The sequence below is a fragment of the Vibrio sp. V03_P4A6T147 genome (assembly GCF_002241085.1).
In the GTDB taxonomy this organism is placed as follows: domain Bacteria; phylum Pseudomonadota; class Gammaproteobacteria; order Enterobacterales; family Vibrionaceae; genus Vibrio; species Vibrio anguillarum.
The window spans coordinates 1-13,015 of record NZ_NDIO01000224.1 but is presented as its reverse complement, the minus strand read 5'-3'; the positions used below and the strand labels follow the sequence as shown (position 1 = coordinate 13,015).

11 protein-coding genes and 1 pseudogene are annotated in these 13,015 nt (G+C 45.6%); 10 read left to right on the top strand and 2 right to left on the bottom strand.

Annotation, left to right across the window (positions count from 1 at the left end):
- The first annotated feature begins 193 nt into the window (after positions 1-193).
- The 8 genes from sdhC to sucD all read left to right on the top strand — a co-directional run bounded on the left by sdhC (position 194) and on the right by sucD (position 9,802).
- Positions 194-586 (top strand): succinate dehydrogenase cytochrome b556 subunit, encoded by a 393-nt coding sequence (sdhC, locus tag B9J84_RS08935; protein WP_010318676.1) that lies wholly within the window; start codon positions 194-196, stop codon positions 584-586.
- Complete coding sequence (gene sdhD / locus B9J84_RS08930; protein WP_010318675.1) at positions 580-927, top strand: succinate dehydrogenase, hydrophobic membrane anchor protein; 348 nt, start codon at positions 580-582, stop codon at positions 925-927. The genes sdhC and sdhD overlap by 7 nt, the downstream gene beginning before the upstream one ends.
- On the top strand, positions 928-2,694 hold the full coding sequence (gene sdhA / locus B9J84_RS08925; protein WP_013856347.1) for a succinate dehydrogenase flavoprotein subunit: 1,767 nt from the start codon (positions 928-930) through the stop codon (positions 2,692-2,694).
- A 15-nt stretch (positions 2,695-2,709) separates the two neighbouring features.
- Complete coding sequence (locus tag B9J84_RS08920) at positions 2,710-3,423, top strand: succinate dehydrogenase iron-sulfur subunit (RefSeq protein ID WP_094123976.1); 714 nt, start codon at positions 2,710-2,712, stop codon at positions 3,421-3,423.
- Positions 3,424-3,512: 89 nt separating this feature from the next.
- Positions 3,513-6,323 carry a 2-oxoglutarate dehydrogenase E1 component gene (gene sucA / locus B9J84_RS08915; protein ID WP_094123975.1) on the top strand — a complete coding sequence of 937 codons (2,811 nt, stop codon included), beginning with the start codon at positions 3,513-3,515 and terminating at the stop codon, positions 6,321-6,323.
- Between the two features lie 30 nt (positions 6,324-6,353).
- Positions 6,354-7,562, top strand: coding sequence for a 2-oxoglutarate dehydrogenase complex dihydrolipoyllysine-residue succinyltransferase (odhB, locus tag B9J84_RS08910; protein WP_013856350.1), 1,209 nt, complete (start codon positions 6,354-6,356; stop codon positions 7,560-7,562).
- Between the two features lie 201 nt (positions 7,563-7,763).
- Positions 7,764-8,930: an ADP-forming succinate--CoA ligase subunit beta gene (sucC, locus tag B9J84_RS08905; protein ID WP_013856351.1), complete on the top strand. Its 1,167-nt coding sequence runs from the start codon at positions 7,764-7,766 to the stop codon at positions 8,928-8,930.
- A complete protein-coding gene (gene sucD, locus B9J84_RS08900; protein WP_094123974.1) occupies positions 8,930-9,802 on the top strand; it encodes a succinate--CoA ligase subunit alpha in 873 nt (290 codons plus the stop codon). Before sucC ends, sucD begins: the two co-directional genes overlap by 1 nt.
- Before the next feature lie 77 nt (positions 9,803-9,879).
- Here the strand turns inward: sucD and znuB are convergent, their stop codons facing one another.
- Both znuB and znuC read right to left on the bottom strand, forming a co-directional pair.
- Complete coding sequence (gene znuB / locus B9J84_RS08895) at positions 9,880-10,659, bottom strand: zinc ABC transporter permease subunit ZnuB (protein WP_013856353.1); 780 nt, start codon at positions 10,657-10,659, stop codon at positions 9,880-9,882.
- A complete protein-coding gene (gene znuC, locus B9J84_RS08890; protein ID WP_013856354.1) occupies positions 10,652-11,434 on the bottom strand; it encodes a zinc ABC transporter ATP-binding protein ZnuC in 783 nt (260 codons plus the stop codon). The genes znuB and znuC overlap by 8 nt, the downstream gene beginning before the upstream one ends.
- An 84-nt stretch (positions 11,435-11,518) precedes the next feature.
- On the opposite strand from znuC, the gene znuA reads away from it, so the two are divergent.
- Both znuA and B9J84_RS08880 read left to right on the top strand, forming a co-directional pair.
- Entirely contained in the window at positions 11,519-12,397 is an 879-nt protein-coding gene (znuA, locus tag B9J84_RS08885) for a zinc ABC transporter substrate-binding protein ZnuA (RefSeq protein ID WP_017045228.1), read from the top strand.
- 172 nt (positions 12,398-12,569) lie between these two features.
- Positions 12,570-13,015 (top strand): annotated as a pseudogene (locus B9J84_RS08880) (AraC family transcriptional regulator); the annotation flags it as partial.

The window sequence follows — 13,015 nt, the reverse complement described above, 5'->3', positions numbered from 1 at the left end:
CTGAAAATTTTGGTGAACACCTTATAAATAAAAGGCTAGAAACTGTATTTCAGTATTGCATTCTGTCTTTTTTGTTAACGAAATTATTACATTTAACTGCGCGATATCAGGCTTTTTGTGTTAAAATAATGTTAACTTTTATGGGTTTTACAACCAAAATTCATTTATAACTATAAATGCTCAATGGAGCTGAGTGAGCAAGCCCGTGAAAGAAAGAAAGTCAAGACCTGTTAATTTAGATTTACAGACCATTCACTTTCCGATCAGTGCGATTGCATCCATCCTACACCGAGTGTCTGGGGTGATGATGTTCGTTGCGGTCGGAATTTTGCTGTGGTTACTCTCCCTCTCGTTAAGTTCTCCGGTAGGTTTTATGGAAGCCAGCAACATTGTGAATGGCTTTTTCGCAAAATTTATTTTATGGGGAATTTTAACCGCGCTGTCTTACCACATTGCAGGTGGTATACGCCATTTGTTGATGGACCTGGGCCACTTTGAAGAGCTGGAGTCAGGGGCTATGAGTGCCAAAGTCGCCTTCATCGCAACAGCAGTGCTTTCAGTTTTAGCGGGAGTATTGGTATGGTAAAACATGTTTCTTCTTTTGGTCGTAACGGAGTGCATGATTATCTGCTGATCCGTGCTTCTGCGATCATTATGACTCTTTATACTATCTACCTAGTCAGCTTCTGTGCTTTCTCTGGTGATATCTCCTATGTTTCATGGACACAGTTTTTTGGTGGAACCTTTACCAAAGTCTTCACAATGCTGGCGTTAGTCTCTGTCCTTATCCATGGTTGGATCGGTTTATGGCAAGTATTAACGGATTACATTAAGTGTTCTAAATTGCGTGGTGGCCTGCAATTGGTCGTTATCGCAGTGCTCTTTGGATACTTCTTCTCTGGCTTATTTGTATTGTGGGGTGCGTAAGTGACTATTCCAGTTCGTGAATTTGATGCCGTAGTGATCGGCGCTGGTGGTGCTGGCATGCGTGCAGCACTGCAAATTTCAGAGCAAGGTTTATCCTGTGCTCTGCTTTCTAAAGTTTTTCCAACACGTTCTCACACGGTTTCGGCTCAAGGTGGTATTACCGTTGCGTTAGGCAACGCGCATGAGGACCACTGGGAACAACATATGTATGACACGGTGAAGGGCTCCGACTATATCGGTGACCAAGATGCTATCGAGTACATGTGTAAGAATGGTCCAGAGTCGGTGATTGAACTAGAGAAAATGGGTTTGCCTTTTTCTCGTTTTGACAATGGCACCATTTATCAGCGCCCATTTGGTGGGCAATCCAAAAACTTTGGCGGTGAACAAGCGGCTCGAACCGCTGCTGCCGCTGACCGTACTGGTCACGCACTACTTCATACCTTGTATCAACAAAACATTAAATATAAGACCACTATTTTCTCTGAGTGGTACGCACTTGATTTAGTGAAAAATGAAGAGGGTGCAGTACTTGGCTGTACCGCCTTGTGTATGGAAACAGGCGAAGTTTGTTATTTCAAATCTAAAGCCACAGTATTAGCGACTGGCGGAGCTGGCCGTATCTATGCTTCAACCACCAACGCGCACATCAATACGGGTGATGGCGTGGGCATGGCTATCCGCGCTGGCGTCCCAATGCAAGATATCGAAATGTGGCAATTCCACCCAACAGGGATTGCTGGTGCTGGCGTTCTTGTGACGGAAGGGTGTCGTGGTGAAGGTGGTTATCTTTTAAATAAAGATGGCGAACGTTTCATGGAACGTTATGCACCAAACGCGAAGGATTTGGCTGGTCGCGATGTAGTAGCCCGCTCAATGATGATTGAGATCCGTGAAGGTCGTGGTTGCGATGGTCCATGGGGTCCACACATCAAGCTTAAACTGGATCACCTTGGCAAAGAAACTCTGGAATCTCGTCTGCCGGGCGTATGTGAGTTGTCACGTACGTTTGCTCATGTCGATCCAGTTAAAGAACCGATTCCAGTGATCCCAACCTGCCACTACATGATGGGAGGAGTACCGACTCAAGTTTCAGGTCAGGCGATTAAGCAAGATGCTAAAGGCGCTGATGTGGAAGTTCAAGGTTTGTTTGCGTGTGGTGAAATTGCATCAGTATCGGTGCATGGCGCGAACCGTTTGGGTGGTAACTCTCTACTGGATTTAGTGGTCTTTGGCCGAGCAACAGGCTTGCATTTGGGCGAAACGTTGAAAAAGCAAGCGGACGCAAAACCTGCCACAGAAGCGGACATTGAAAAATCGCTAGAACGTTACAACCGCTGGGAAAACAGTACAGGTGGTGAAGATCCCGCGCAAATTCGTAAAGATCTGCAACGTTGTATGCAAAATAACTTCTCGGTGTTCCGTGAAGGTGAAGCGATGGCTAAAGGTCTTGAAGAGCTTAAAGTGATTCGTGAACGTTTGAAGAACGCACATCTTTCAGACAAGTCAACCGAGTTCAACACTCAACGGATCGAGTGTTTAGAGCTGGAAAACTTGATGGAAACAGCATTTGCTACCGCGGTTGCTGCAAATTATCGTACCGAAAGCCGTGGAGCCCACGCTCGCTTTGACTATCCTGAACGCGATGATGCTAATTGGTTATGCCATTCAATTTACAACCCTGAGACTGAAAGCATGTCGAAGCGTAGCGTAAATATGGAACCCATTTATCGTGAAGCGTTTCCGCCTAAAGCGCGCACATACTAAGGAGAAGGCACTATTATGAAATTGAAATTCTCTTTGTATCGCTATAATCCGGATGTCGATCAAAAGCCTTACATGAAGGATTATCTGCTTGAAGTCGAAGAGGGCTCTGACATGATGTTGTTGGATGCACTCATTTTGCTGAAAGAGCAAGATCCTACCATTGCTTTTCGTCGCTCGTGCCGTGAAGGAGTGTGTGGATCTGACGGTTTGAACATGAACGGTAAAAATGGATTAGCGTGTATCACTCCATTATCCGCGCTTTTGGCCAAAGGCACGATTGTTATTCGACCTCTGCCGGGGCTACCAGTCGTCCGTGATTTAATTGTCGATATGGCCCAGTTTTATGAAAATTACGAGAAGGTTAAACCTTACCTTGTGACTGACGGAAACTTGCCTCCGGCTCGTGAGAACTTGCAATCACCAGAAGAGCGAGCGCATTTAGACGGTTTATATGAGTGCATTATGTGCGCTTGCTGCACAACTTCATGCCCTTCTTTCTGGTGGAACCCGGATAAGTTTATCGGCCCAGCAGGTTTGTTGGCGGCTTATCGTTGGCTAATTGACAGCCGAGATACCGCAACAGATGAACGTTTATCTAATCTTGATGATGCTTTTAGCGTTTTTCGTTGCCATGGCATCATGAATTGTGTAAGTGTTTGTCCTAAGGGATTAAATCCGACGAAAGCCATTGGATATATCAAATCAATGCTTGTGAACCGTTCGGTTTAAAATGAATAAAAATTGCAGGTCTTCGGACCTGCCTTTTATAGCTCGGCATAGACCGAAGCAAACGTGAAAACTACTGGTTAAGGGAAAATATGCACAACGGCGTGATGAAGGCATGGCTCGAGTCTTCACACTTGGCTGGCGCCAATGCAACTTACGTAGAGGACCTCTACGAACTGTATCTAAGTGATCCTGATCTGGTAAGTGAGGAGTGGAAACGTGTTTTTGATGGCTTGCCTGCGCAAGCTGACAATGTGGTTGAACAGCCACATTCACGTGTCCGTGACTACTTCCGACGACTCGCGAAAGAAACAAAGCATTACAATGTCCAAGTTAGTGATCCAGATGTCGATGCTAAGCAAGTAAGAGTCTTGCAGCTGATTAATGCTTACCGTTTTCGCGGTCATGAAGCGGCTCAACTCGACCCCCTAGGTTTATGGCAACGCCCATTAGTGGCAGAATTAGACCCAGCGTTCCACAATCTTAACGAAGGTGACTTCGAAGAAACTTTCAATGTCGGCTCTTTTGCTATCGGGCAAGAGACAATGAAATTGAAAGACATTTATCAAGCCCTCAACAAAACCTATTGCGGTTCCATCGGTGCAGAATACATGCACATTATCGACACTGAACAAAAGCGTTGGATACAACAACGTCTTGAATCAGTCGTTGGTCAACCTTCTTTCAGCAAAGAAGAAAAACGAATTTTTCTCGAAGAATTGACAGCCGCAGAAGGACTTGAGCGTTATTTAGGCGCGAAATTCCCCGGTGCTAAGCGTTTTTCTTTGGAAGGTGGTGACGCGCTCATCCCAATGATGAAAGAGTTGATCCGTCATGCTGGTAGCACAGGTATGCGTGAAGTTGTGATTGGTATGGCGCACCGTGGTCGTCTTAACATGCTCGTCAACGTCTTAGGTAAAAAACCTCAAGATCTGTTCGACGAGTTTGCGGGTAAGCATGGTGAAAGCTGGGGAACGGGTGATGTTAAATATCACCAAGGTTTCTCTGCTGACTTTGCGACACCCGGCGGTGATGTGCATCTAGCCTTAGCATTTAACCCTTCGCATCTTGAAATTGTTAACCCAGTCGTAATTGGTTCAGTTCGTGCTCGACAAGATCGATTGGGAGATGAAGACGGTTCGACAGTGCTACCTATTTCGATTCATGGTGACTCTGCTATCGCTGGCCAAGGTGTCGTTGCCGAGACATTTAACATGTCTCAAGCGCGTGGTTATTGCGTGGGAGGGACGGTACGTATTGTTATTAACAACCAAGTTGGTTTTACCACGTCAAACCCTCGTGATACACGCTCGACTATGTATTGTACTGACATCGCTAAGATGGTTCAGGCCCCCATTTTCCACGTCAATTCTGATGATCCAGAAGCAGTTGCTTTCGTCACCCGCATTGCACTCGATTATCGTAATGAATTTAAGCGTGATGTCGTCATTGATCTGGTGTGTTATCGCCGTCACGGCCATAACGAAGCCGACGAGCCAAACGCAACTCAACCGCTGATGTATCAAAAGATCAAAAAGCATCCTACACCGCGTAAGCTTTATGCCGATGTTTTGATAGAGCGTGGTGAGTTTGATATCGAGATTGCCACACAGTTAGTCAACGAATATCGTGATGCTCTGGACCATGGTGAAGTCGTGGTGAAAGAGTGGCGTCCAATGGCACTGCATTCTGTTGATTGGTCACCGTATATTGGCCATGAATGGGATATGCCATGGAATAGTAAAGTTGACCTTGAGCGTTTAAAAGAGCTAGGTAACCGAATTTGTCAGTATCCAGAAAGCCATAAACTGCAAAGTCGTGTGGATAAAATCTATACCGACCGACAAGCGATGGTTAATGGAGAGAAGCTTCTCGATTGGGGTATGGCTGAAACGCTGGCTTATGCAACCTTAGTTGATGATGGAAAGCGAATCCGCATTTCGGGGCAAGACTCTGGGCGTGGAACCTTCTTCCACCGTCACTCGGTATTGCATAACCAAAGTGACGCAAGTACCTATATTCCATTGGCGAATATCCATGATAAACAGGGTCCTTTTGAAGTATTGGATTCGGTTTTGTCGGAAGAAGCAGTGCTAGCTTTTGAATATGGCTACGCGACAGCGGAGCCGAGTGGTTTGACGATTTGGGAAGCTCAGTTTGGTGATTTCGCCAATGGAGCTCAAGTTGTGATTGACCAGTTCATCTCTTCCGGTGAACAAAAATGGGCGCGTTTGTGTGGTTTAACCATGCTGCTACCTCATGGTTATGAAGGACAAGGCCCGGAACACTCATCAGCACGCCTAGAGCGTTATTTGCAACTGTGTGCCGAACAAAACATGCAAGTGGTGGTTCCCTCTACGCCAGCGCAGGTATACCACATGCTGCGTCGTCAGGTTGTTCGTCCAATGCGTCGACCATTGATCGTTATGTCACCAAAATCGTTGCTGCGTCACCCACTATGTATCTCAACACTGGAAGACTTGGCTGACGGATCGTTTTTGCCGGCTATCGGCGAAGTTGACGATCTCAACCCAGCGAATGTCAAACGTGTTGTGTTCTGCTCTGGTAAGGTTTACTACGACCTGCTTGAACAGCGCCGCAATAACGAACAAGGTGATGTTGCTATCGTCCGTATTGAACAGCTATATCCATTCCCGAAAGAAGAAGTGGAAGCGGCTATCGCTCAATACACTAATGTTGTTGACTATGTATGGTGCCAAGAAGAGCCTCAAAACCAAGGTGCTTGGTACAGTAGCCAACATAACTTCCGTTCTGCCATTCCAGCCGGTGCTGATCTGAAATACGCAGGTCGCCCTGCATCAGCATCACCAGCCGTTGGTTATATGTCGGTACACTTGAAACAACAAAAAGCGTTGGTTGAAGACGCTCTGACCCTAGCTTAACGAACTAGAAGTAAAAGGAAGACACAGATTATGACAATTGAAATTCTGGTTCCAGATCTACCTGAATCAGTGGCTGATGCAACAGTCGCGACATGGCATAAAAAGCCAGGTGAAGCCGTCGCTCGTGATGAAGTACTCGTTGAGATTGAAACTGATAAAGTAATTCTTGAAGTGCCAGCGCCTGAGGCGGGTGTTCTCGAAGCCATTATCGAGCAAGAAGGTGCGACGGTGCTTTCGAAACAGTTATTGGCGAAATTGAAACCCGGTGCCGTTGCAGGTGAACCGACGAAAGATACCACCAACGATACAGAGCCGTCTCCTGATAAACGCCACAAAGCCACACTGACAGACGAAACGAATGATGCGCTTAGCCCTGCGGTACGCCGTTTACTCGCCGAGCATGGTTTGGAAGCAAGCCAAGTGAAAGGCTCTGGTGTGGGTGGACGTATCACGCGTGAAGATATTGATGCTCATCTAGCGGCTGCAAAATCAGCGTCAGCAGTTGCTTCAAGTCAACCTGAGCCTGTCGTTGCGATGGCGCGCAGTGAAAAACGTGTACCGATGACGCGTTTGCGTAAACGTGTTGCGGAGCGCCTGCTTGAGGCAAAAAATAGCACGGCGATGTTGACGACGTTTAATGAAGTTAACATGAAGCCTATCATGGATCTGCGTAAGCAATATCAAGGTCTGTTTGAAGAGAAACACGGTATTCGTTTAGGCTTTATGTCTTTCTACGTGAAAGCGGTAACAGAAGCGTTAAAGCGTTACCCAGAAGTGAATGCATCTATTGATGGCCAAGATATTGTGTATCACAGCTATTTTGATATTAGCATGGCAGTTTCAACGCCTCGTGGCTTAGTGACTCCGGTTCTTAAAGATTGCGATACGCTAAGCCTTGCCGAAATTGAGAAGGGCATCAAAGAGCTTGCACTCAAAGGAAGAGATGGCAAATTGACGGTTGAAGAACTGACTGGCGGTAATTTCACAATTACGAATGGCGGTGTGTTTGGATCGTTAATGTCAACACCGATCATCAATCCGCCGCAAGCGGCCATATTGGGTATGCACAAAATCCAAGACCGCCCAATGGCTGTGGATGGCAAAGTAGAAATTTTACCAATGATGTACCTAGCACTTTCTTACGACCACCGTTTGGTGGATGGCCGTGAGTCAGTTGGTTTCCTTGTGACAGTAAAAGAGCTACTTGAAGATCCAGCACGTCTGCTACTGGACGTGTAACCTCACTGAACGTTGTTCAGTGAATGTAAGGCTAGGCAGGCTCACGTCTAGCCTTCATTTAAGCAAAAGGCTACAAGCTATCCTCTTGGATAAATTGCAGCCGCTTAATTTGAGAAGCACCCTACAGATATATGGCGCAGCATAGCTGCCGCTTTATGGAAATAATAAATCCCCTAAGGGATAAACAAACGGAAGAACATAATGAATTTGCATGAATATCAAGCCAAACAGCTGTTTGCAGAATTCGGTTTGCCTGTACCGGAAGGTTATGCCTGTGATACTCCACAAGAAGCTTTTGAAGCGGCGGGTCGGATTAGTACAGCGAAGAAAGTTGTTAAGTGTCAAGTGCATGCAGGTGGTCGCGGTAAAGCGGGTGGCGTTGAGTTGCACGACACTAAAGATGGTGTCAAAGAGTTTGCTCAAAAATGGCTAGGTAAACATCTGGTTACTTATCAAACGGACGCAAATGGCCAGCCAGTATCAAAAATTTTGGTTGAAGAAGCCTCTAATATCGCGAATGAGCTTTACTTAGGCGCTGTTGTTGACCGTGCGACTCGTCGTGTCGTGTTCATGGCCTCAACAGAAGGCGGCGTGGAAATTGAAAAAGTAGCGGAGGAGACTCCGGAGCTGATTCATAAAGCCGCAATTGATCCTTTGGTTGGTCCGCAAGCCTATCAAGGCCGCGAACTTGCTTTCAAACTTGGCTTGGAAGGCGACCAAATTAAGCAATTTGTGAAGATCTTTCTAGGTCTTGGCGCTATGTTTACCCAGTATGATCTTGCATTGCTAGAAATCAACCCATTAGTTGTCACCGCTGAAGGGAACTTGTTGTGCCTTGATGGCAAGATCAACATCGACTCAAACGCACTTTATCGTCAACCTAAACTTCGCGAAATGCACGATCTCTCACAAGAAGATGAGCGCGAAGCTCATGCTGCTCAGTGGGAACTGAACTATGTTGCTCTTGATGGCAATGTTGGCTGCATGGTGAACGGTGCTGGCCTTGCAATGGGCACTATGGATATTGTTAACCTTCATGGCGGAAAACCTGCAAACTTCCTTGATGTTGGTGGTGGTGCAACCAAAGAGCGTGTTGCTGAAGCGTTCAAAATCATTTTGTCTGATGACAACGTAAAAGCCGTATTGGTGAATATTTTCGGCGGTATCGTACGTTGCGATATGATTGCAGAAGGCATTATCGGCGCGGTGAAAGAAGTTGGTGTAACGGTTCCCGTAGTCGTGCGTTTGGAAGGTACAAATGCGGAATTAGGACGCGGAGTACTTGCAAATTCTGGTCTTGATATCATTGCAGCTGAGTCGTTAACGGACGCAGCTCAGAAAGTTGTTGCTGCGGCGGAGGGTAAATAATGTCGGTACTTATTAATAAAGACACCAAAGTAATCTGCCAAGGTTTCACTGGTGGTCAGGGAACTTTCCACTCCGAACAGGCGATTGCCTACGGTACACAAATGGTCGGTGGGGTTTCCCCGGGTAAAGGTGGTCAAACTCACCTTGGTCTGCCTGTATTTAATACGGTGCGTGACGCAGTGAGAGCAACGGGTGCAACGGCAACCGTTATTTATGTACCTGCACCATTTTGTAAAGACGCTATTTTAGAAGCAATTGACGCTGGTATTGAACTTATTGTGACGATCACTGAAGGTATACCGACTACCGATATGATTGACGTAAAAGTGAAGCTCGAAGAGACTGGTGTGCGTATGATTGGCCCGAACTGTCCGGGTGTGATTACACCGGATGCGTGTAAGATCGGCATCATGCCAGGCCACATTCATAAGAAAGGAAAAGTGGGTATTGTTTCTCGTTCAGGAACGCTAACTTATGAAGCCGTTAAGCAAACAACAGATGAAGGCTTTGGTCAGTCAACGTGTGTTGGTATCGGCGGTGACCCAATCCCGGGCTCTAACTTCATTGATATCTTGAAACTATTCCAAGACGATCCTGAAACTGAAGCGATTGTGATGATTGGCGAGATCGGTGGTACAGCCGAAGAAGAAGCCGCGGCATTCATTAAAGAGAATGTCACGAAACCGGTTGTGTCTTATATTGCTGGTGTGACAGCGCCTCCGGGTAAACGGATGGGCCATGCTGGTGCTATCATTTCTGGTGGTAAAGGGACAGCTGATGAGAAATTTGCAGCGCTTGAAGCCGCGGGTGTGAAAACCGTCAAAAGCCTTGCTGATATCGGAAAAGCATTGCGTGAAGTGACGGGGTGGTAATCACGCCTCCCTCAGTTTGAAGACAAACCCCGAACCTTGTTTCGGGGTTTTTACTTTAGATTCAATAGGTTTTGATACTAGCGTTTTACAAGTTGACTGCACATAAACATCGTTGTAGCTGTCACGACAACCGAAGGGCCTGCAGGTGTGTCAAAATGCCACGAGAGGATTAGCCCGCCCAGCACAGCTAAAGCGCCAACCAAAGAAGCCAATATTGCCATTTGCTCTGGGGTTTTTGTGAGTCGCCTAGCGGTCGCCGCGGGAATAATCAGCAGCGATGTCATAATCAGAGCACCAACAAATTTCATTCCTAGTGCAATCACCACCCCAATCAATAGCATCAGCAGCAAACGCATTAAATCAACGTTTATGCCCTCAACAAACGCAAGTTCTTCGTTCACTGTAGTTGAAAGTAATGGACGCCAAAAAAGAAATAGCAGTGCACTTACTGCAATTGCTCCTCCCCAAATGAAGGCTAAATCAGTAAAACTTACCGCCAATAAATCGCCAAAGAGATAGCTCATTAAATCTATGCGAACGTTATCAAGGAAGCTTACTGCAATGAGACCAATGGATAACGAGCTGTGAGCGAGAATGCCGAGCAAAGTGTCTGTCGCCACAAGCTGCTGTTTCTGCATAGTAACCAAAATGATTGCAAGCCCAAGACAGCAAACGAGCAACGCAAGATAAAGGTTGATATCAAGCAAAAAGCCTAGCGCCAATCCCATCAGCGAGGCGTGTGCGAGGGTATCGCCAAAATAAGCCATTTTTCGCCAAACCACGAATGACCCAAGGGGACCTGCGATAACGGCAATACCAAGGCCTGCTAATATTGATGGAAGAAGAAATTCAATCATGATGGTGACCGTGTGAATGATTTGAACAGCAAGTTGCATCTCCTTTCACAGGTTGGCCTGCTAAGTCGTGATGATGCTGATGTTTGTGATGGTAAAAAGCTAAGGCTTCGCGATTGCGCGTACCAAATAATGCGATATAGCTTGGGTGTTGAGTAATCGTTGCAGGTGAACCGAAACAGCAAACATGGTGATGAAGACAGATAACATCATCCGTTTTTGCCATCACCAGATGCAAATCGTGAGAGACCATGAAGACACCACAGCCGAAACGATGTCGTATGGCATCGATAAGATCATACAGATCAATTTGCCCTTGCACGTCAACACCTTGAGCTGGTTCATCAAGAATTAGAATATCTGGGCGCTGTAGCAATGCACGGGCGATAAGAATCCGTTGTGTTTCACCACCGGACAGCTTATGCATATCATAATCAAGAAGATGCTCGGCCCCGACTAGTCTGAGTGCGTCTAGCAACTCTTGTTGACTAAAACGTCCAGCCAAACTTAAAAATCGTTTAACGGGGAGTGGTAACGCGTCATTAAGTTTTAACTTTTGAGGAACATAACCAATTTTAAGGTTTTTTACGCGCGTCATCGTTCCGCTATGGACGGGCTGTAGCCCGAGCAATACTTTAACGAGCGTCGACTTGCCCGCACCATTAGGACCTATCAGTGTGGTAATCTTCCCTTTTTCTAGGTTGATACTGACATTGTCCAAAACACGGCGGTTGTTGAATTCGACACAAATGCCTTGCAGCTGAATTAAGTTGGACATGAATGGAACTTATTTGCAATTCGGAAGTGTTATAATGTAACATTTCGTTCCCTTTAACGCTATATACCGAATGGAAAAACCATCATGTTGCGTCAGATTATGCTCCTTCTTTGCTTAATAACATTATCGCCTTTGGCGTGGTCTACGGTCATTTTGACCAGCATTAAGCCGATTCAGATGATTACATATGAATTGACTCTCGATGTGAATGAACCAGAAGTACTACTGGGGGCAAATACCTCACCGCATGACTATGCGTTGCGCCCTTCTGATGTTAAAAAAATCAGAGCGGCGGATTTAGTGATTTGGTATGGAAAAGACCTTGAGCCATTCTTAAGTAAGACATTAGCGAGTCACCACAACGTTTTGACCATCAGCCAAATTGATGGCCTGACACTGAGAGAGCTCAGTGGCGAACAACACGATCATGATGGGCATCACCATGGTATGTATGACCCACATTTTTGGCTTGGAACAGATCAAGCCAAGCAAGTGGCAGCGGCGATTACCGCAAGTTTAGTGAAAAGTGATAGCGCTAATGCCGAGCAGTATAAAGTAAACTTAGTCCGCTTTTTAGCTCAATTAGATTCGACCCATCAAGCAATCACGCAGAAGATGAGCAAAATTAGTGATAAAGGATATTATGTTTTTCATGATGCATACGGCTATTTTGAACAGCAATACCATTTGAATAACCTCGGCCATTTTACCGTTAGTCCTGACAGAAAGCCGGGTGCTAAAACCCTAATCACCATTAAAAATTCAATCATTAATAATGAAGCGAAATGCGTGTTTTCAGAACCTCAGTTTACTCCGGCGGTGATTGATACTGTGACTCGTGGCACTAAGGTTAAAACGGGAGTACTTGATCCATTAGGCGCAGATATCAAAGTGAAAAGTGGCAGTTATTTTGAGCTGTTAAATCAGCTGAGTAACAACTTTTACACTTGTTTGTCTCAATAGATGTACGCTGTATTGTATGTTGTACGATCTGCACTGAAATCTAGGATAAAGATTCACAGATTGTCGCTTTCTTAGCTTCAAAAAGCCTTATCTTTGGTTAGAATGTTTTGATAATTATCGCCACGAAAAAACAGTTTGCAATTTGGCGTGATATTGATTGAGGCTCTGTCTGTTGAAAGGAAAGAACGACTATTTTAAACCTTTGCTCTGGATCTTGGGTTTTCTGACGCTTTTATTAGCGCAGGGGACACAAGCTCTAGACAAAGCACCTTCCATCTTCTATCCATTGCCAGCTCAGGCTCAAGGAAAAATTTTTGCCGCACAAAATTTGTTTTTAGGTGAAGAAGGGGGAATTTGGATACACGATGTGCATGGCAAAGTGGTTTTCTTTGATGGACAAAACATCCTTCCCCGGCGTGGCTCAGTGCTTTCACAAGAGAGCGAAAATATTACCTATCTTAATAACGCTTTTTGGACGTTCATTGATAATGAACTTTATCGAACTTATCCCGCACAAGATCGCGAATTAGTATTCAGCTTAACGCCTGGAATCATCATAAAAAAAATAGGTTCGTCAGGTAATTTCATCTGGTTAGCCGATGAGACGCACTTTTATAC